This is a genomic window from Alcaligenes sp. LTN-3, from assembly GCF_059735605.1.
Genome location: NZ_JCAPDN010000003.1, coordinates 151,934 through 171,379, shown reverse-complemented (window position 1 = coordinate 171,379; position 19,446 = coordinate 151,934). Strand labels below are relative to the sequence as shown.

The 19,446-nt window shown below is 57.6% G+C and carries 16 protein-coding genes; 9 read left to right on the top strand and 7 right to left on the bottom strand.

Features of this window, described 5'->3' with window-relative positions; all coding sequences use genetic code 11:
* Positions 1-3 precede the first annotated feature (3 nt).
* The 5 genes from AC6I6N_RS13710 to AC6I6N_RS13690 all read left to right on the top strand — a co-directional run bounded on the left by AC6I6N_RS13710 (position 4) and on the right by AC6I6N_RS13690 (position 6,669).
* Positions 4-555: a sigma-70 family RNA polymerase sigma factor gene (locus AC6I6N_RS13710; RefSeq protein ID WP_335641216.1), complete on the top strand. Its 552-nt coding sequence runs from the start codon at positions 4-6 to the stop codon at positions 553-555.
* Positions 552-1,532, top strand: coding sequence for a FecR domain-containing protein (locus AC6I6N_RS13705; protein ID WP_234354366.1), 981 nt, complete (start codon positions 552-554; stop codon positions 1,530-1,532). The genes AC6I6N_RS13710 and AC6I6N_RS13705 overlap by 4 nt, the downstream gene beginning before the upstream one ends.
* Positions 1,533-1,610: 78 nt before the next feature.
* Positions 1,611-4,145, top strand: coding sequence for a TonB-dependent siderophore receptor (locus tag AC6I6N_RS13700; RefSeq protein ID WP_497943578.1), 2,535 nt, complete (start codon positions 1,611-1,613; stop codon positions 4,143-4,145).
* Complete coding sequence (locus tag AC6I6N_RS13695; RefSeq protein WP_094195197.1) at positions 4,145-5,206, top strand: serine hydrolase domain-containing protein; 1,062 nt, start codon at positions 4,145-4,147, stop codon at positions 5,204-5,206. The genes AC6I6N_RS13700 and AC6I6N_RS13695 overlap by 1 nt, the downstream gene beginning before the upstream one ends.
* Before the next feature lie 272 nt (positions 5,207-5,478).
* Positions 5,479-6,669, top strand: coding sequence for an acetylornithine transaminase (locus AC6I6N_RS13690; protein WP_497943577.1), 1,191 nt, complete (start codon positions 5,479-5,481; stop codon positions 6,667-6,669).
* A 132-nt stretch (positions 6,670-6,801) separates the two neighbouring features.
* Here AC6I6N_RS13690 and AC6I6N_RS13685 read toward each other — a convergent pair whose 3' ends face one another.
* Positions 6,802-7,614: an alpha/beta fold hydrolase gene (locus AC6I6N_RS13685; RefSeq protein WP_406611675.1), complete on the bottom strand. Its 813-nt coding sequence runs from the start codon at positions 7,612-7,614 to the stop codon at positions 6,802-6,804.
* Positions 7,615-7,991: 377 nt separating this feature from the next.
* Here AC6I6N_RS13685 and AC6I6N_RS13680 point away from each other — a divergent pair, with 377 nt between their 5' ends.
* Positions 7,992-8,504, top strand: coding sequence for a 2,4'-dihydroxyacetophenone dioxygenase family protein (locus AC6I6N_RS13680; RefSeq protein ID WP_026483888.1), 513 nt, complete (start codon positions 7,992-7,994; stop codon positions 8,502-8,504).
* On the opposite strand, the gene AC6I6N_RS13675 is transcribed toward AC6I6N_RS13680, so the two are convergent.
* Positions 8,501-9,508, bottom strand: a complete 1,008-nt coding sequence (locus AC6I6N_RS13675; RefSeq protein ID WP_406611676.1) for an AraC family transcriptional regulator — start codon at positions 9,506-9,508, stop codon at positions 8,501-8,503. The two genes, AC6I6N_RS13680 and AC6I6N_RS13675, sit on opposite strands and share 4 nt — an antisense overlap.
* A 243-nt stretch (positions 9,509-9,751) precedes the next feature.
* Positions 9,752-10,498, bottom strand: coding sequence for a sulfite exporter TauE/SafE family protein (locus AC6I6N_RS13670; protein ID WP_497943576.1), 747 nt, complete (start codon positions 10,496-10,498; stop codon positions 9,752-9,754).
* 89 nt (positions 10,499-10,587) lie between these two features.
* On the opposite strand from AC6I6N_RS13670, the gene AC6I6N_RS13665 reads away from it, so the two are divergent.
* Positions 10,588-11,481: a LysR substrate-binding domain-containing protein gene (locus AC6I6N_RS13665; RefSeq protein ID WP_497943575.1), complete on the top strand. Its 894-nt coding sequence runs from the start codon at positions 10,588-10,590 to the stop codon at positions 11,479-11,481.
* Between the two features lie 262 nt (positions 11,482-11,743).
* Here AC6I6N_RS13665 and modD read toward each other — a convergent pair whose 3' ends face one another.
* The 4 genes from modD to AC6I6N_RS13645 all read right to left on the bottom strand — a co-directional run bounded on the left by modD (position 11,744) and on the right by AC6I6N_RS13645 (position 16,465).
* Entirely contained in the window at positions 11,744-12,646 is a 903-nt protein-coding gene (gene modD, locus AC6I6N_RS13660; RefSeq protein WP_108727049.1) for a ModD protein, read from the bottom strand.
* Positions 12,643-13,296 (bottom strand): molybdate ABC transporter permease subunit, encoded by a 654-nt coding sequence (gene modB / locus AC6I6N_RS13655; RefSeq protein ID WP_497943574.1) that lies wholly within the window; start codon positions 13,294-13,296, stop codon positions 12,643-12,645. Before modB ends, modD begins: the two co-directional genes overlap by 4 nt.
* Positions 13,297-13,307: 11 nt before the next feature.
* A complete protein-coding gene (gene modA, locus AC6I6N_RS13650) occupies positions 13,308-14,018 on the bottom strand; it encodes a molybdate ABC transporter substrate-binding protein (RefSeq protein WP_230019513.1) in 711 nt (236 codons plus the stop codon).
* A 281-nt stretch (positions 14,019-14,299) separates the two neighbouring features.
* Positions 14,300-16,465 carry a malate synthase G gene (locus tag AC6I6N_RS13645; RefSeq protein WP_497943573.1) on the bottom strand — a complete coding sequence of 722 codons (2,166 nt, stop codon included), beginning with the start codon at positions 16,463-16,465 and terminating at the stop codon, positions 14,300-14,302.
* 999 nt (positions 16,466-17,464) lie between these two features.
* On the opposite strand from AC6I6N_RS13645, the gene AC6I6N_RS13640 reads away from it, so the two are divergent.
* On the top strand, positions 17,465-18,967 hold the full coding sequence (locus AC6I6N_RS13640) for an AMP nucleosidase (RefSeq protein WP_108727053.1): 1,503 nt from the start codon (positions 17,465-17,467) through the stop codon (positions 18,965-18,967).
* 18 nt (positions 18,968-18,985) lie between these two features.
* On the top strand, positions 18,986-19,444 hold the full coding sequence (locus tag AC6I6N_RS13635; RefSeq protein WP_264672279.1) for a PaaI family thioesterase: 459 nt from the start codon (positions 18,986-18,988) through the stop codon (positions 19,442-19,444).
* Positions 19,445-19,446: the final 2 nt, after the last annotated feature.

Below are 19,446 nucleotides of genomic sequence, written 5' to 3'. Positions count from 1 at the left end.
CCCGTGAACGAGCGCCCCACCACCGAAGTGATGACCGTCGCTCAGATGCAGCAACACATGCATGTGTTGTATTGCCAGCACCGTGGCTGGCTGCACGATTGGTTACGGCGACGTTTGGGCTGTTCTCACCATGCGGCCGATCTGGTGCATGACGCTTATGTGCGTGTCATGAGCTCGGGCCGCATCCCCGGTCCGGAGCAGGCCCGCCCTCACCTGATGCAGATCGCCAAGGGGCTGGTCATTGATCGCTACCGCCGTCAGCAAATTGAGCAGGCGTATCTGGATGTCTTGGCGCATATGCCGGAACCGACGGCGATCTCTCCTGAAGAACGTGCCCTGACCCTGGAAGTGCTGCTGCGTATTTGCGCTGCCTTGGACGGGCTGCCCGGTCGCGTCCAGCAAGTATTTTTATTGTCGCGCTACGAGGGCCTGACTTACTCGGCCATTGCTCAGCGTCAGGGCATTGCTGTGGCGACAGTACGCAAATACATGCTGCAGGCCACTCAAGCCTGTTTTGCTGTGATGGCTGATCTGGACGCGAGCGCCCTGCCGTGAGCACACCCCGTCCCGCCATGAGTCCTGTTGATGCCCAGGCCCTGGAATGGCAAGTCGTCTTTTGGTCTGGTGAAGTGCAAGAGCACGAGCAGCAGGACTTTCAGATCTGGCTGGCGGCCGACCCCTTGCATGAGCAGGCCTGGGCCCGTATCCAGCAGTTTGGTCAGCAAATGCAGCTTGCGCCGCAGGAGGTGGCGTCGCAGGTCTTGCAGGTTGGTTTGTCCGCCCAGGCTGTACAGCGGCGTCGTGCCATTTTGCGTAGCTTCCTGTTGTTGGTGTGTGGCGGGCTGGGCAGTTATGGCGTGAGTCGCACACCCCAATGGGCGGCCTGGAATGCAGACTACCGCACTGCATCAGGCCAGCGTAAAGAGCTGACTTTGCCCGATGGCACCGCGCTGGCCCTGAATACGGCCAGTTCCTTGAACGTGCAATACAGCGAAACGCAACGCAGTGTCGTCTTGCTGGGTGGCGAGGTTTTGATCAGTACGGCATCCGACCCGCAAATCCGGCATCGGCCTTTTGTGGTGCAGACCCCCGAAGGGGAAGTTCAGGCGCTGGGTACCCGTTTCCTGGTGCGACATTGGCCTTCTAAGGCGCGTGTCTCGGTCCAGGTTTATGAGGGGGCGGTAGAACTGCGCCCCCGCCATGTCGGTCAGCGCACACGCTTGCAGGCCGGACAGCAGGTCCTGTTCAGCAAGCAGCAAAGCTATACCCCAGAACCAGCCAATGAGCAGGCCAGCGCCTGGCAGCGTGGTTTGCTGGTTGCAGAGCGCTGGCGCTTGGGTGATTTTCTGGCAGAAGTCGCCCGCTATCGGGCTGGAGTCTTGCGCTGTGATCCGGCGGTGGCTGGGCTGATGATTTCGGGCGTCTACCCCTTGCAGGATACGGACGCGATTTTGCAATCGGTGTCGCAGGCTCTGCCCGTGCAGGTACGGATGATGACGCCGTATTGGGTCACGGTATCGGCGTCGGCGTAGCACTTTTTGATTCTCGTTCGGGATATATGCAAAGGCCCGGTTTTTGTTCTGGGCTGCTTATTCCTGAAGAGAGAAGCCATGTTGATTAAATCCATGCGTTCTGCGGTCCGGCCCAGACGTTTCACTATTGCCCGTTCGGCCCTGGGGCCTTGCCTGCTGGCGGCATGCCTGGCGGGCACCTTGTCGATGTCCAGCGTTCAGGCTCAAAGCATGAGTAGTCAGCAAATAAGCTATGACATTGCCGCAGGCACTCTGGATCAGGTCTTGAATCAGTTTGCGGCGCGTGGCGGATTTTTACTGGCTATTGATGCGTCTTTGACTGCCGGCAAGACCAGCATGGGCTTGAGGGGCGCTTACACACCGGAACAAGGTTTACGGCAGATTTTGCAAGGTAGCGGTCTGGAGGCCGTGGCGGATGGTCGCGGTTATCGTTTGCGCGCTGCGCCTGGCTTGAGCACACGCAGTCACCAGGAGCTGGAAGCGGTACGTGTGCAGGCTCAACGCGAAAGCGCAACCGGGCCCGCGAATGGCCTGCTGGCAAGGCGCAGCGCAACGGCGACCAAGAGCGATGCGGACATCATGGACACGCCGGCCTCGATCGCCGTCGTGACGCAGCAACAGATCGAGTCTCTGGCCACTCGCACGGTGGGCGAAGCCTTGCGTTACGTGCCGGGCGTGGCGGTGGAATTTGATGGGGTGGATTCACGTTTTGACACTATGTCCTTGCGTGGCTTCAATGCAGATTCCGTGGCGTGGCTGGACGGCGTGAAGCTGGCCGGCGGCAGCGGTGCGGGCAATAACTGGACCTTGCCGCAGGTTGATCCTTTCATGCTGGAGCGCATTGAAGTCCTGAAGGGGCCGGCCTCGGTGGTGTATGGTCAGGTGGTGCCGGGCGGTATGGTCAATATGGTCAGTAAGCGCCCTACTCAAGTGGACCAACGCAATATTGAACTGACCTTGGGGGCGCCGCGTCAGCTACGGGGCAGCGTGGATCTGGGCGGCGCATTGGGTCAGGATGGCGTCAGTGCCTGGCGCGTGCTGGCACTAAGTTCCGATACCGAAAGCCGTACTGATCACGTCAAGCGTAAACGCCTGTTGTTGGCCCCTTCCGTCACCTTGCCGCTGGGCGAGAACGGTGAAATCGTCCTGATGGGTTCGGTGCAACGCGACCGTGGCGGCAGTGACTATATGTGGTTGCCCGCCTACGGCACCTTGTTTGACAACCCCAACGGCAAAATCCCCCTGTCGCGCTTTATCGGCGAGCCGCATTTTGACCGCTATGACCGCGATCAGGATATGGCCGGCTGGGCTGCGGTCTACGACATCAACGACAACTGGACACTGCGCCAGAACTTGCGCGTGCAACGCATCAAGTCCGTGATGGAGTCGGTAACCAGCGATATGTACTCCTTCGATGACCCCAGCGCAGGCGGTTGGGATTGGCGCACGCTGGAGCGTTACGCCAACCGGGGGACAGGAACATCCCGCTCTTTGGGCGTGGACACGCAGTCCGAATGGCGCTGGAACCTGGGAGAGGCCGAGCACACCGTGCTGCTGGGTCTGGATTATTACCGGGGCACCTTTGATGCCCGCCGCCAGACAGCCTCGGTAGGACCGGAAGGCAGCGGGGGCTTGCTGGATTTGTATGACCCGCAGTACGGCGCAGCGATCGGGCCTTTTACAACCTTGAGCGAAGTCAGCAACCGGCGCCGTCAGACCGGCGTGTATCTGCAAGACCAAGTGTCATGGGGGAATTGGCGTTTTGTGGCCGGTCTGCGTCATGATCGCTCCTCCGTCAGTGGCACCAGCCGCCGCCGGTCCGGAGAGGATGATTTGGGCCAGAGCGACAAGGCCACCACGGGTCGCCTGGGTGCCTTGTATCGTTTCGATTCGGGTTGGGCACCGTATATCAGCTATGCCACCTCGTTTGAGCCTGTTGCCGGTGTGACGGCAGACGGTGTGGCCTTCCGGCCCATGAAAGGCAAGCAGACCGAAGTCGGCGTCAAGTATCAGCCCGAGGGCGCGAACTGGATGGCCAGTGCCGCCGTGTTTGATTTGCGCCAGACCAACAGGCTGACGGACGACCCGATTCACGGCTTCCCGGATCAGGTGCAAACCGGAGAACTGCGTTCGCGCGGTCTGGAGTTAGCGCTCACAGGCCGTTTGTCGCCTAACTGGTCTGTGATAGGCAGTTATTCCTACCTGAATACCAAAGTGCTTAGCAGTGAGATCCCTGAAGAACAGGGCAAACCGGCCTTGTATACACCGCGCCATCAAGCCGCCTTGTGGGTGGATTACACCTTTACCGGGCGCACAGCGCTGGCTGGCACGGTTATGGGGCTGGGGATCCGTCATGTGGGCTCGTCCCACGGCGGGGACATTGATGTGGCCGGTGGTGGCTACGCCAGCCTGCGCATCCCGGCCCATACCGTGGCGGATTTCCGGATGGCGACGCAGTTGGGCTGGATCTCGCCTGAGCTGAAAAACAGCGAACTTTCTTTGAATGTGACCAATATTGCCGACAAACAGTACGTCAATGGCTGCGGTTCCTTGTGGACTTGCGGTTGGGGGCTGGGTCGACAGGTGTCTTTAACTTTTTCAGGACGATTCTGATGAGACGACTGATAGGGCTAGCCCTGCTGGGCCTGGGTTTGAGTGTCAATGCAAAGGCCAGTCCCCTGCTGAAACCGGGTTGCGCCTGGACCTTGCTGCATCCGGAGCAAGGGGAACGCACAGGAAGCTGGGGGTGGGCGGATCTGGAAAAACGTCAGTACATAGACGAGCACACGCGCTTTAATCTGGCCTCCCTGTCCAAGCAGTTCACTGCCTTGGCTGTCCTGATGCTGGTTCGGGATGGAAAATTGGCTTTGGATGAACCCGTGGCCCGGTATTGGCCGGACCTGCCCGGTGAACTGGGCAAACCCACTGTTCGACAAGTTCTGCGTCATACCGGTGGTTTGCCGGATTACATCGAGCCCTTGTACCAGGCAGGCCGAGAGCATGAGACGGTCACCGTGTCTGAGACGCTGGAGGTTTTGGCTGCCCATCCCGCTTTGCGCTTTACGCCGGGTGAGCGGTTTGAATACAGCAATACCGGGTATTTTCTGCTGGCCCAACTGGTGGAGCGGGTCAGCGGTCAGCCACTGTCCCGGTTTTCCCAGCGCTATATTTTTGAACCTTTGGGCATGGACGAAACCGCGATTGTGGATCGCTACCCGTCTGCGTTGCCACAATTGGCTCGTGGCTATCGGGTCAAGGATGGGCAAGTACAAAACAGTGAATCAAGCTGGGAGCAGACGGGGGATGGTCAGGTGCACAGCAGCGCAGCAGATATGTGGCGTTGGTTGCAGCATCTGGAGCAAGACACGGTCTTGCAGAGCCCGCAGGGACAGCCGCTGACAGGGCTGCGTAGCTTGCTGACGCAATCGGCCCCTACCGAACCCAAAAATAATTACCAGTTCGGGCTGGAAACGGTGCAACTGGGTGAGGACTATGCTGCCTGGGGACATGGTGGAGGCTGGGCGGGCTATCACAGCTTCATGGCCTACTCACCGGAGCGGCGTCAGGGGGCGGCGGTGATGTGTAACGCGATTCATTGGGATGTGCGTGCCATGGCCGAGCGGCTGCTGCAGACCGGTATCGGGCAGTTGGAGCCTATTGTGTATCGACCTTGATGGTACGACTTGACCGGGGCCCTGTTTGATATGGCAGCGTAGCACCTGAAAACAAGCCTTCAGGCCTCAAGCAAAACAGCGCGTCTCCTGTTGATAAGTCAGGAACCGCGCTGTTTTCGCATCAAGCTGTACCAGAAAAGGGACAATCCACGGCCAGATGGACATTGTCCCAGGCATAAGCGTCCTGCCGGGGGTGGGCTGCGTTAGAATTAATTGTCCAGCCGCCGGGCTGGCTTATTTTTTTTCTTTCATTTTCATCAAGGTTTGCCGTTATGGAATTCGATCGGGCCGGTGTACGTGCATTAATGGAAATTACCCAGCGTCCGGAGTTGGTCTTTGTGCGAGGAGAAGGTTCTTGGCTGCAAGATCACAACGGCAAGCGATACCTGGACACCGTCCAGGGCTGGGCCGTGAACGCGCTGGGCCACAGCCCTGCCAACGTGATCAAGGCGATCACCGAACAAGCGTCCAAATTGATCAACCCCTCGCCGGCGTTCTACAACGAGCCCTCTATCGCGTTGGCCAAACGCATCGTGGAACACTCCTGCTTTGATCGTGTGTTCTTTGCCAACAGCGGTGGTGAAGCCAACGAAGGCGCCATCAAGCTGGCGCGCAAATGGGGTCAGATCAACAAGAACAACGCTTACAAGATCATTTCTTTTGAGCACTCTTTCCATGGCCGTACCCTGGCCACCATGTCCCTGTCCGGCAAACCCGGCTGGGATCGCATGTTTGCGCCTCAGGTTGAAGGTTTCCCCAAAGCCAAGTTGAATGATCTGGAATCCGTGCGCGCACTGATTGACGATCAAACCGTGGGCATCATGCTTGAACCCGTACAGGGCGAGGCCGGTGTTATTCCCGCGACCGTGGAGTTCATGAAGGGCCTGCGCGCTCTGGCCGACGAGCACAAATTGCTACTGATCGTGGATGAAGTGCAAACCGGCATGGGCCGTACCGGCACTATGTTTGCTTACGAACACTCGGGCATCCGTCCTGACATCATGACCTTGGGTAAAGGTATTGGTGGTGGCGTGCCTTTGTCGGCACTGTGCGCACGCGAGGAAATCTCCTGCTTTCAACCTGGTGATCAGGGCGGTACCTACAACGGTAATCCCTTGATGACCGCCGCTGGCGTGGCGGTGTTTGATGAACTGACCGCTCCTGGCTTCCTGGATTCGGTCAACGCCCGCGCCAAGCAACTGTCCGAAGGCTTGCTGGCCATCAGCGCCAAGTGGGGCATGGATGGTGAACGTGGTGAAGGCCTGCTGCGTGCCCTGATTCTGGATCAGGATGACGGCCCGGCAATCGTGGCTGCTGCCCGTGATCGCTCTCCAGAAGGCATGTTGCTGAACTCGCCCCGCCCTAACCTGTTGCGTTTCATGCCCGCATTGAACGTCACGGCCGACGAAATCGACCTGATGCTGGCTTGGCTGGACGAAATTCTGGTCCAGGTTCGCGGTTAAGCGATTAGCTTGCAGTGAAGAAATCCGCCTTCGGGCGGATTTTTTTTGGTCTTTGCACGAGAGGGCCTGTGTTCCTGCAACAAAGCGGATAAGGCGACGGTGAGTATTACCACTCTCTGAGGACAGGCGTATTTACACTGTTTCTAAATGGGCTTTCAGAGCGGTAGCCACTAATTCAGGGTGGGAAATATGCATGCCATGGCCTGCTCCTGCGACGGTGTGAATAGTGGCGCGTGGCACTAGTTCCGAAATTTTCTGAATGACCGCCGCGTAGGTTGGTAGTGTTGCGCTGCCGGTTAGCAATGTCATCTGACCGGGAAATGTGGCCAAGGAGTTGACATTGACCGCCAAGCGATCCGGGTCCCGGAACTGATCGAGCCACGTGTGTGCATTGGACAGGATGGTGGCACGGGCCTGCGAGTCGAATACTTCACGCCAGGCCTTGTCTCCGAAGGCGACTTTCTCGATGAAAAGTTTTGCGCCTGCTTCGACCTGTCCCTTTTCTATCATCATGGCGGCTTGTTTCATCAAGTCGCTTGCCTCCAGTCTGAGGGCCTCGTTTTCGCCTTGCAAAAGGCTGAAAACCGGGGGCTCCAGCAACATCAGCGAACTGACTCGCTCCGGGTGGCGGCTGGCCAGAACGATGGAGACATTGGCCCCATAAGAGTGTCCGAGGACATGAGCTGTTTGCAGGTTCAGATGGTCTAAAAGTGCGATGACATCGCCAACATCTTCGCTCAGGCGACCTTGGCCTTTGGGAGCGGAGCTTTGGCTGTGGCCACGGCGGTCGTAGCGCAGGAGCGTATGGTCAGAGAGCTTGTTGGCAACGCCGTTCCAGCTTTGGTGATCATCCCATGAGCCATGTATACAAATGATAGGGGTTCTGCCGTTTGTGGGGGGGTGGAGATAGGCGAGACTGAAATCCTGAAAATCTATTTTTTTCATTATGTTTCGCATGTTTAGGAGCCCTTTCTCGCTGTTTTCAGTTGGTTTCGATGAAACATGAGGTATATACCATAATTGTAGATAGTATACCAAACGGGTGGATAGCCTCTGTTAGGGATATTCCTGCCTGGCTGGGCCGATGTGCAGCAATAGGGTTGAATGTGAGTACGGGTTCTCGGATAGCCACCACTTTTTGTGCTGGGTGGCAGTGAAGGACAAAAGCAGTGCCAAAACTGGATAATCCGCCATCGTGTTGTGCCAGAGCTGGATAGTTTGGTGCCAAATTGGTTCATAGAATAAAAACCAGCCAATCCGGGGGATTGGCATCCGACTGTGTCACACACGCAGCGGTTTTATTTCTATGAGAGAGACAAGTCATGACCCAAAACAGCACCCCACCCTACATCGAGATCGAAAAGCGCATCGACAAGGTCCGCGACGAATACGCTCTGGTTGAAGGTCACTTCGATACGTCTGAAGAAACCTCCCCCTGGATTCCTTTCGGCCCCAATATCTGGCTGCGTCACCTGAGCTTTGATATTCGCAACAACACCTCGGTACACATCATGCGTGCCGACAAGGGTGGCTCCCTGGGTCGTCACCGTCATCGCGCTGTGGTGACTGGCTACATCTTGTCCGGCAGCCTGCGTTACGAGGAGTACGACTGGGTGGCTCGCGCTGGCCATTACATCCACGAAAGCCCCGGCCGCACCCACACGCTGGTGTCTGATGAAGGCATGGAAACGCTGTTCCACCTGGGCACGCCCATCGAGTTCCTGGACGAGAACGACAACATTCTGGAAATCATCGACGTGTTCTGGATGATCGACCACTACACCAGCTACTGTAAGAAGCACAATCTGCCCATCAACCAGTCCATGTTTATCTAAGACTGTTTGAGGCTTGTGTGCCGTGTCTGCCCCGTTTGATGGGGCAGCTCCTGGAAGCGTTGCTGATAGTAGGCAGAAAACCGGCCCAGATGCCCAAAGCCATGCGCCAGTGCCACCTCGGTGACGTTGGGGCGGGGTCGGCTTTGCAGCACCTGATGGGCGGCGTCCAGACGCAGATTGCGTACCCAGCTCATGGGGGACTGCTTGTAGTGACGACGGCACAGCAGATGCAGGAAGCGGGGACTCACACCTGCTGCCTGCGCCAGATCATCCAGTGAGATGTTGCTGTGCAAATGCGCCAGCACATAGTTTTTGGCCTGGAGCAGACGCATTTGCCCTGCCCGGGCTGCGGCTCCCATGGACTCATCCACCAGAGCCTGCACAGCTTGTTTATCGGCGGGATGACAGAGCAGGAACAAAGCCAGGCTGCTTTCGATATGCTGCGTCCAGGAGGCTGAACGGTCGCTGTGCTGCGCCGGGAGCAGAAGCAGGTGCTGGATGAGGTTGGCCCATTGCGGGCCCATACAGGGGTCCAACTTGTAGACACAGCCCCGAGTCATGCCCTCGTGCGTCAGCGTCTGATGACCCACGCCATCAAACAGGCTGTAGGGGATTTTGACGATTAACTGCTCGCAACCGGCTTGCCATAAGGTGCGCACATGATGGCGGGGGGATACCACCGCAATATCGCCGGGATAGGCTGTTAATTTGTGATGACCATCACTGATGAATTCGGCCGTGCCTTGCAAGGGCATTTGCACCAGACAGAAGTCGCCGAAGGCATCGGCCTGGATTTCCACTTCGGCACCGTAGCCCAGCCGCATCAGGCTGATCTGATCAATATCGCGGCGGTACAGGCTGGTGTTGATGCGCCCGCGACCCCAATGCAGAGCATGCCGGGAAATGGCCCGGCTCAGTGGCTGATGGGACAGCTCGGCGCTGTGTGAATGAAAGATTGGATGACGGTACAACACCGACAGATCCAAGCCATTTTCTGCCGACATTGGGAACCCCTTGTTCCAGAGCATAAGGATGCGTGTGACCAGCGCCTAGTGTAAAAGTTGCGCGGCTGGGCGGGCATGGGGGCTATCCCTGATCGGGGATTGTCGGTTTCAGAATATTCTTTATTTACAGAGGGATAGTCGGTTTTCTATTTTATTTAGGCTTAAAATAAGCTGCCTGATTTTTGGCGTTGTGATTGAGGTTTGAAGAAGTGAGCCATAGGTCTTCAATGTCGTGAGCTGACCTTAGATAAAAGGACGAATAATCAGTTGCAAGCCCAATACCGCCAGGAACAGCAACAGACATTGCTTGAAGCGTCGCGGGCTGATGCGCACGCGAACTTTTTGCCCCAGCCACATGCCCAGTAAAGCTGGAACAATCACCACGGTGGACAGGCTCAGCTGATTTGGCTTGAACACATCGTGCATGAACAGGCCACCTGCCAGCGCGAGGGTGGAGATGGTGAAGGACAGCCCCAAGGCCTGTACCAGCTCATCCTTGTTCAGATTCAGGGCCTGTAAATAAGGTACGGCAGGCATCACAAAAACGCCGGTAATGCCGGTCACGACGCCCGTCACCAGGCCAATCAAGGGTGCAAGCCAGGGCTCGAAGCGGGGTGACACCGTCAGGGTGGGGGCGATAAGCGCATAGCCTGCATAAACCAGTAGCGCGATACCCAAGGCCATACTTGATAGCTGCGGTGAGGTATTGGCCAGCAACGACGAGCCCCAGAGCGTGCCCAGCACAATGGTCAGCATCATGGGCCAGAGCCTGCGCAGCAAAGCCAGCATGGACGGCCCGGCAAGGCATTGCCAGACATTGGTGATGAAAGAAGGCAGCACCAGCAAGGCGGCGGCCGAGGCGGGTGACATCACCAGACCCAGCAAGCTCATGGCGACCGTAGGCAGGCCCATGCCGGTAATGCCTTTGACCATGCCCGCGACCAGGAAGGTGGCGCCGATCAGAAGAAAGAAAGTGAGAGATTCATGCATGCCTGTATTGAAGCGTGGCAGGCAGGCGTACACAATGTGGATTTAAGACGGTATCCTTCGGTTTATCCGAAGGGTTTTCAGGAGTGGTCATGCGACTGGGTCTGGCAGATCTTCACTTGTTCTTGAGCATTGTGGAGGCAGGTAGCATCACACAGGGGGCGGTACGCGCGAATCTGGCATTGGCTTCGGCCAGCGAGCGTTTGCGTCGTATCGAGGACGACGCGGGTGTTGCCCTTCTGGAGCGTCTGCCGCGTGGAGTAGTGACCACGGAGGCGGGTGAGGCTCTGGCCCACCATGCCCGTTTGATGTTGCGTCAGCATGATTTGCTAAAGGGCGAATTGCAGGATTTCGCCCTTGGCGCGCGGGGGACCTTGCACCTGTATGCGAATACGGCGGCCTTGACCGACTTTCTGCCGCCCCGTCTGGCGCCCTGGTTGGCGCAGCGGCCCAATCTGCACATCGAACTGAAAGAGCGCACCAGCACAGACATTGTGCGTACGGTGGCGGCAGGTTTGGCCCAGGCCGGTGTGGTGTCGGATGCGGTGCAGGCACCGGGGCTGGTGCTGGAGCCGGTGGCCAAGGATCATTTGGTGCTGATATTGGCGGCGGCTCATCCTTTGGCGGCGCTCAGCAAATTGAGCTTGCAGGAGGTTCTGCATGAGCCCTTCGTGGGCCTGATGCCCGGTAATGCCTTGCAAGACCATCTGGACGAACATGCTCGCGCTGCGGGCCATGCTTTGGCGCAGCGTATCCGCATGAAAACTTTTGAAGGGCTGTGCCAGATGGTGGCCCACGGTGTGGGCCTGGGGATTGTGCCGCAAGGAGTGGCCAGCCGCTACAAGCGCCGTTATGGCTTTGTAGCGCGGCCTTTGAGTGACGCCTGGGCCAATCGCTCCTTGTGCCTGTGCTATCAGGATTGGGATGCCCTCTCCAAACCCATGCAGCGTTTGTTGCAGCATTTGGGGTCGACGAAGGTCTGCTGAGTCCACGCTTTTTGCGGGAGCTTATTCACTGGCCTTATGTGTTTTTCAAGCAGCCAGTGGGCCGGTGTTAGGCGTAGGCCTCGTGCTGGTTTCTGCATTTTTTGTGGGATTCTTCTGTGGGATTCAGCGGCCCGTTTATTTTGTCGCTGGTGCTGTGTAAATCTGTCGTTTGATTACTTGCTCTAATGCGGGAGCTTATCTTCCTGGCTTTCGTTTAACCCCCGAGCGGACAATGCTGATAAATAGCGGGCTGCTGGCGTTCTTATTCCAGCTCCTCCATCTTGTTAGCTGCAAGTGGCTCTTGCGATTCTGCTGGCTCCGCCAAGCTGATCTTCACCCCAATATCGGCCGGTTTCGCGTAGTGCAGGCTGCTGGTCACCAAGGCATTCACGCCCGTTGCGGCATAGGCGGCTGCGTTACCTGCATGAATCCCGCCTGCCGCCAGAATGGTGACGTTAGGATGCGCCCTGCGCAGCGCAGGCACGATTTGCGTCAGAGTTTCAGGCGGGACTTTATCGAACTGCACCACGTCCGCGCCAGCCTGGGCCGCGCGATAGGCTTCGTCCAGATCGGCTGCTTCAATTACGATTTTTTTCTCGCACAAGGCGTATTTGTGGCGGGCAATTGCACGGCCTACCTCTTCCCAACCGCCCATCAGGGCGCGGTGCTGCGGGAAGATCAAAATGGTTTCACCCAGGCCCAGCCGATGCGGCATGGCACCGCCCGATAGTGTGGCTTTCAAGGCCAGCTTGCGCACACCAGGCGCGTGTTTGCGGGTGGTCAGCACCGCTACCGAGGCATCCACCGTTTGCACGGCCTGCACCACTTGATGTGTCAGAGTGGCGATACCGCAGGCAAACTCCAGCAGGTTCTGGCCGACTTTCCAGGCGCGCAGCACGGCTTGGGCGGGGCCTTGGGCCAGCAAGATGGTCTGACCGGGCATAGCCGCCACGCCGCTGGGGGTGTAGTGCTGGGTCTGGCCGCCGCAAGAGCGCACAATCTCGGCCACTTCTTCAGTGCCTGCTACGCGGATAGGGTCACGCACGACGTAACGCAGTGTGGTGTTCTGCTTGTGCAGGCCCAGCATATGGCTGGTCAGGTCCAGGTAGGACGCATCTTCGCCAATCCATTGGTCGATTTGGCTTTGTTCAAAAAAAACCGTCATTTTTGATTCCCGTAGCGCCGTAGCGCCCAAAAACAGGCTAATGCCGTCAGCCCCAGCATCCAGGACAGTGCATTGGCGCAGTCTGTGTCGCCATCGAGCACGGCGTTGTAGATAGATAAAGACAGGGTTTCGGTACGGCCCGCGATATTGCCACCCAACATCAGCGAGATCCCGACTTCGCCCAGCGCCCTGCCGCCCGACAGAATCAGGCCCGTGGCCAAGGCGGGCCGCAGCAAGGGCAGCTCCACCCGGAAGAAGTAGGACCAGGTACCGTGGCCCAGCGTGGCCGCTGCTTCACGCAGCCGTGGCGACAGGCTATTCATGCTGTTTTGCACGGGTTTGACCATTAAAGGCAGCCCGGCGATAAACGCGGCAATCAACAAGGCCGCAGGCTGAAAAACAATATTGGGTGACCAGCCGGTGGCACTGGCCAGCCAGCCTTGTCTTCCCAAGGCAAGCAGCAGCAAATAACCGATGACAATCGGTGGAAAAACCAGCGGCAGGCTCACCAGCGAATCGAGTAATCCGTGGCCCGGAAAGCGTTTTCTGGCCAGGACCCAGGCCAGTGCTACCCCCAGAGCCAATTGGGCCACCAGGGTGGCGGCCAGCACATAGACACTCAGGCCCAGCGAGCTGCTGGAGCAGCTCATCCAGGCAGACATCACAGGCCGTGGCGCTCAAGAATGGACTTGGCCTTGTCCGAGCCCAGGAACTGGGTCCAGGATTGCAGCGTGGGACTGTCAGGGCGGTTCTTGAGCACGGCCAGACTCAGATCAATCGGATCGTGGCAGTGGGCGGGCATGGGCAGGATGGTGCCTAGTTTGTCCTTGTGGGCCAGTGCTTCGCTGCGGTTGATGAAACCGGCATCCACTTCGCCGTTCAGCAAGTAAGTCGATACTTGCGGGAGCATGGCCACTTCAAGGGTGCGACCATCGGCCTGGATTTTTTCGCGTTCCATGCAGGTGGTGGCGGCACGGCCGTAAACCGTTTTCTTGGCATCGCCAATCGCGATGCGGGCGTAGCTGGGCTGCTGCAGATCCTGGATGGAATCAATGGTCTTGCCCTTGGGCACGGCCAGCATCAGGGCACCCTGACTGATGTTTACGAACTGCTGGGCAATGCCCATGGGTTCCAGAAAAAAGCGGTCGCCAATGATGGCGGCAATGTCCGGGTTTTGCTCGCTCTGGGCGCGGACCTGCTGCATATTGCCAAAGCTGCTTTCCACCGTCAGGCCGGTTTCTTTATTGAAGGCTTCCATCAATTCCGTGACGGGCTTGCGATAGCCTGCACCAGTGGCAATCAGCAGATCGGAAGCGTGGGCCGTGGTGGTGATCGCCAGCAGGCAAGCGGCGGAAAACAGCAAAGATTTCATGGGGTTTCCTGTCGGTCAAATTCGTTATGAGCTCAAGTTTATAACGAGAAGGGACTGACAGGGACTACCGGGGTGCTTTTAGGCCGTGGGTTTGACAACGGTTGCAGGTGTTGTGGTTCGACAGCGTGTTTGGGTGTTTTGGGGAGGGGCAAGTCGCGATCAAACAGGAAAGCTCAGCAAAGGCATACCCTTAAACGAAAAAATCCCCATCCTGCATCAGCAGGATGGGGATTGGGGGGCACCCGCCACCCGGAGTCAGGCTCCGGGCGACATCGTGTGCTTTAGGCTTGAGCGGCTTTGAAAGCCAGACGCCATTGGTGCAGCAAAGGCTCGGTGTAGCCGTTAGGCTGTTCCAGACCCTTCAGAACCAGATCCTGAGCGGCGCGGAAGGCAAAGGAGCCTTCAAAGTTGCCGGCCATGTTCTGGTAGGCGGGGTCGCCCGCGTTTTGCTGGTCTACCACAGCCGCCATGCGCTGCAGGGTTTCAACCACTTGTTCGTGGGTGACGATGCCGTGCAGCAGCCAGTTGGCGATGTGCTGGCTGGAGATACGCAGGGTAGCGCGGTCTTCCATCAGGCCGACATTGTGGATGTCAGGCACTTTGGAGCAACCCACGCCCTGGTCAATCCAGCGCACGACGTAACCCAGAATGCCCTGAGCGTTGTTGTCCAGCTCTTCCTGGATTTCCTTGGCGGACCAGTTGGTGTCCGTGGCTACAGGAATGGTCAGGATGCTGTCCAGGTAGTCGTTGGTGTCGCCTTCCAGACCTTTCTGGACGTCGACCACGTTGACTTGGTGGTAGTGCAAGGCGTGTAGCGTGGCAGCAGTAGGCGATGGCACCCAGGCGGTGTTGCCACCAGCTTTCACGTGGCCAATTTTTTGCTCCAGCATTTCTGCCATCAGGTCAGGCATGGCCCACATGCCTTTACCGATCTGGGCGCGACCGCGCAGACCGCATTGCAGGCCGATCTGAACGTTGTTGCGTTCATAGGCAGGCTGCCATTCGGCTTGTTTCATGTCGGCCTTGCGCACCACGGCGCCCGCTTGCATGCACGTGTGGATTTCGTCGCCAGTGCGGTCCAGAAAGCCCGTGTTGATGAACACAACGCGCTCGGTGGCCTGGGCAATGGCTGCCTTCAGGTTCACGCTGGTGCGGCGCTCCTCGTCCATGATGCCCAGTTTGACGGTGTTGGGAGCCAGACCCAGCAGGCCTTCCACACGGTCAAAAATTTCGCTGGCAAAGGCCACTTCGTCAGGGCCGTGCATTTTGGGTTTGACGATGTACAGCGAGCCGCTGTGCGAGTTTTTCTTCAGTTGCAGATCACGCATGCCGATCAGGGTGGTGATCACGGCGTCCAGAATGCCTTCAGGGATCTCGCGACCTTCGCCGTCAATGATGGCGGGGTTGCTCATCAGGTGACCGACGTTACGCACGAACATCAGCGAGCGGCCAGCCAGAGTCTGGGTAGCGCCCTTCAGGTCGGTGTACTGGCGATCATCAGCCAGGCGGCGGGTGAAAACCTTGCCGTCTTTCTTGATTTCTTCGGTCAGCGAGCCGGTCACCAGACCCAGCCAGTTGCGGTAGGCCAGAACCTTGTCGTCGGCGTCCACGGCAGCCACGGAGTCTTCGCAGTCCATGATGGTGGTCAGCGCGGCTTCCAGAACGATGTCTTTCACGCCAGCCGGGTCGGTCTTGCCGATGGCGCTGTTGGGGTCGATCTGCAGTTCAAAGTGCAGGCCGTTGTGCAGGAACACGATGGCCTCAGGCGCATCGGGCTGACCACGGTAACCCAGCAGGGTCGATGTATCTTTCAGGCCGGTGGTGCCGCCGTTTTCCAGGGTGACGCGCACAGCGCCGTCAGCGATGGTGTAGGAGGTAGCCTGGTCGTGGCTGCCTTGAGCCAGAGGAATAGTGTCGTTCAGGAACTGGCGGCCAAAGGCGATAACCTTGGCACCGCGCACGGCGTTGTAGCCACCGCCACGCTGGGCACCGTCGGTGTCAGGGATGGCGTTGGTACCGTACAGGGCGTCATACAGGCTGCCCCAACGTGCGTTTACGGCGTTCAGCGCGTAACGTGCGTTCATGATGGGCACAACCAACTGAGGACCACCTTGTTCGGTGATTTCAGTGTCGACGTTGGTGGTGTTGACCTTGACGTTGGCAGGCGCCTCTTTCAGATAGCCGATGGAGCTCAGGAAGCTCTTGTAGGCAGGCATATCGGTGATGGGGCCTGGATTGGCCGTGTGCCACTTGTCCAGTTCGACTTGCAAGCGGTCGCGTTCGGCCAGCAAGGCGCGGTTTTTAGGTGCCAGATCATGGACCAGCTTGTCGAAACCAGTCCAGAAGGCTTCGGAGGAGATACCTGTGCCGGGCAGGGCTTCTTGTTCGATGAACTGATGAAGCACCTCGGCGACTTGCAATCGCTGGCAGGAGATTCGAGTGGTCATGTGTACCCTTGCTGATAGTTAAAAGTGATTCGGTACAGCGGCAGGCCAAACGGCCTTGCTAACTGCGATTACCTGGTCAAGAGCGCATTCAGAACTTGCTGAAATCGCGGGTGGATAGACCCACGCGGCGCCAGGACACAAATGACATCAGAGGGCGAGCAGATTGCTTGAAGCGAAAATCATTAAAATACGCTAACCCATTGTAAATTAGCCTAAATACAAGCTAATTTGCGCGATGACGAGCTATGTCTCACACGCATGCCGAGCACACTGCCAGGTTGGATAACTTAAATTATGAAGGACTGACGCAAGCTGGATTTAATACTAAAAGTATTAAGACTACATACTTAATGTATTTACTGGTTTTGGGCAAGTCTTATATATGAGGTAGAAGACGTAGCTGACTTTCCCTTGTCATCATAAGCCGCCACATCGAGTATTGCTTGAAATACTTGAAATGCCTGTCAAGCCGCTTGTATAGGGCCTTTGACATCAAAGCGGGTTCTGGGGGGCAGGCGTACGTCAGGGTGTCCTTGGCCGAATCGGTGAAAAGTGAAATGTGCCCAAAACCGGGGAAAAGGCGCTGATCCAAATAGGGACCGTGAGTGAATTCCGTCTGAAAACCACAGAGAGTCGCGTCCATTGTGTGGACAGGAGGGCTTGTGATTCAGTCAAAAACCAGTGACGACATTTGCTTTGGGTTGGGTGCTGCCTTGGCCATCCTGCGCGGATACGGCAAGACGCTGTGGGCTGACCGAGCCATTTCAAAGGTAGATGGGTGATGGCTGTAGGTGTAGGCGAAAACGATAGCCGGGCTTCTGCCTCGGGTGGTGGTGGTCTGCGAAAGCGGCGGACGGCCAGGCATGTTTGTTTGGCTGGCACATAAGCGTGCGAATCAGGCAGTTGAATTTGTCATAGAGCCGTGTAGGAGGCCAGACAATAAACAGCTTATGATGCTTGCAGATCTGCTTGTCTTTGTTTCCCCTTGGAATACTTGTTATGTCTGATCCCAGCGGTTTTTCCCGTATCACGTCCACGCCTGAGTTGATTCCGTTCAAGGCTTATCAGGACGCCGGCCAGGCTTTGGAGCAGTTGCGCCATATCTACGATCGCAATACCGCTTTTTTGCGTGATTCTTTTGCCCAGTGCCTGGAAAGTGGCTTTCCACGCGGGCAGCGGTTCAGAGCCTGCTACCCTGCGGTGCGCTTGCGCGTCGATACCTATCAGGAAGTGGATAGCCGTCTGTCTTACGGGCACGTGGTTGAACCTGGTGTGTACATGACCACCATTACCGCCCCTGGCCTGTATCACGATTACTTGCTGGAGCAGTTGGAGTTGCTGCTGCGCAATCATGGTGTGCAGGTAGAAGTGGGCGAGTCATCCGTGCCTATTCCATTGCATTTCGCCCTGAACAATGGCGTGCAAACTACCGTGACGACTGTGCCCGAGTCCCCCGGTGACACCTTGCGTGACCACTTCGACGTGCCCGATCTGGCGTATATGGACGATGCCATTGTCAACGGCACGTGGGAGCGTGTGCATAACGAACCTTTGCCGTTGGCCCCGTTTACCGCGCCGCGTATCGACTACTCCTTGCATCGTTTGCAGCACTACAGCGCTACCCGGCCCGAGTACTTCCAGAACTTTGTACTGTTTACCAATTACCAGTTCTATGTGGACGAGTTCTGCCAGTGGGCGCGTGAAGTGCTGCAGGCCGACGAGCAGGGGTATATCGATCTGGTGGAACCCGGCAATATCATCACCCCGGCGGGCGCGAATGCTTCAACAACAGGTTCGCCCCTGGCCCGTGCGCCGCAGATGCCCTCTTACCATTTGCGCCGGGCTGATCACTCTGGCATCACGCTGATCAATATCGGTGTGGGGCCGTCCAATGCCAAGACCATTACGGACCACGTTGCCGTCTTGCGCCCTGCCGCCTGGCTGATGCTGGGCCACTGCGCGGGGTTGCGTACTACCCAGCGTTTGGGTGATTACGTGCTGGCACATGGCTATGTGCGTCAGGATCACGTGTTGGACGAAGATTTACCCACCTGGGTGCCTATCCCTCCCTTGGCTGAAATCCAGGTCGCTCTGGAGCAAGCCGTGGCCGAGGTGGCCGGGCTATCGGGTTGGGAACTGAAACGCATCATGCGCACGGGCACGGTGGCGTCCATTGATAACCGTAATTGGGAATTGCGTGACCACCACGAGCCGGTGCGACGTTTGTCGCAGTCGCGGGCGATTGCACTGGATATGGAGTCCGCCACGATTGCTGCCAATGGCTTTCGCTTTCGCGTACCGTATGGAACCTTGCTGTGCGTGTCGGACAAGCCCTTGCATGGCGAGCTGAAACTGCCGGGTATGGCCAGTGAGTTCTATGCGCGTCAGGTTGGCCAGCATTTGCACATCGGCATCCGGGCGCTGGAATTGCTGCGCGAGATGCCCAAGGAAAGGCTGCACTCGCGCAAGCTGCGCAGCTTTCTGGAAACGGCGTTTCAATAAGATATTGCAGGCACCAATATGGATAAAGCGTTTCAAGACTTTTATGCCGATAACTTCAGCCACTGCTACGGTTGCGGCAAACATAATCCCGACGGGCATCAGCTAAAAAGCTATTGGGACGGCGACGATACCGTGGCTCGCTACACACCCAAGCCGATTTACAGCGGTGGTGTGCCCAATCATGTGTATGGCGGCTTGATTGCGTCCCTGCTGGACTGTCACGGTACGGCGTCTGCGGCGGCCTTCATTTACCGGGATTTGGATATCGAGATGGGCACCAGCGAGGAGCCGATTCGTTGCGTGACCGCTTCCCTGAAAGTGGAGTTTCGGCGTCCTGCTCCAATGGGGACAGAGCTGACCGTGCAGGGCAAGTTGCGTGAGCTGGATGGGCGCAAGGTCTGGGTAGACCTGTCGCTAAGCGCAAATGGTGAGGTCTGTGCGACGGGTGAAATGCTGGCGATACGTTTCAAGGAATAAGC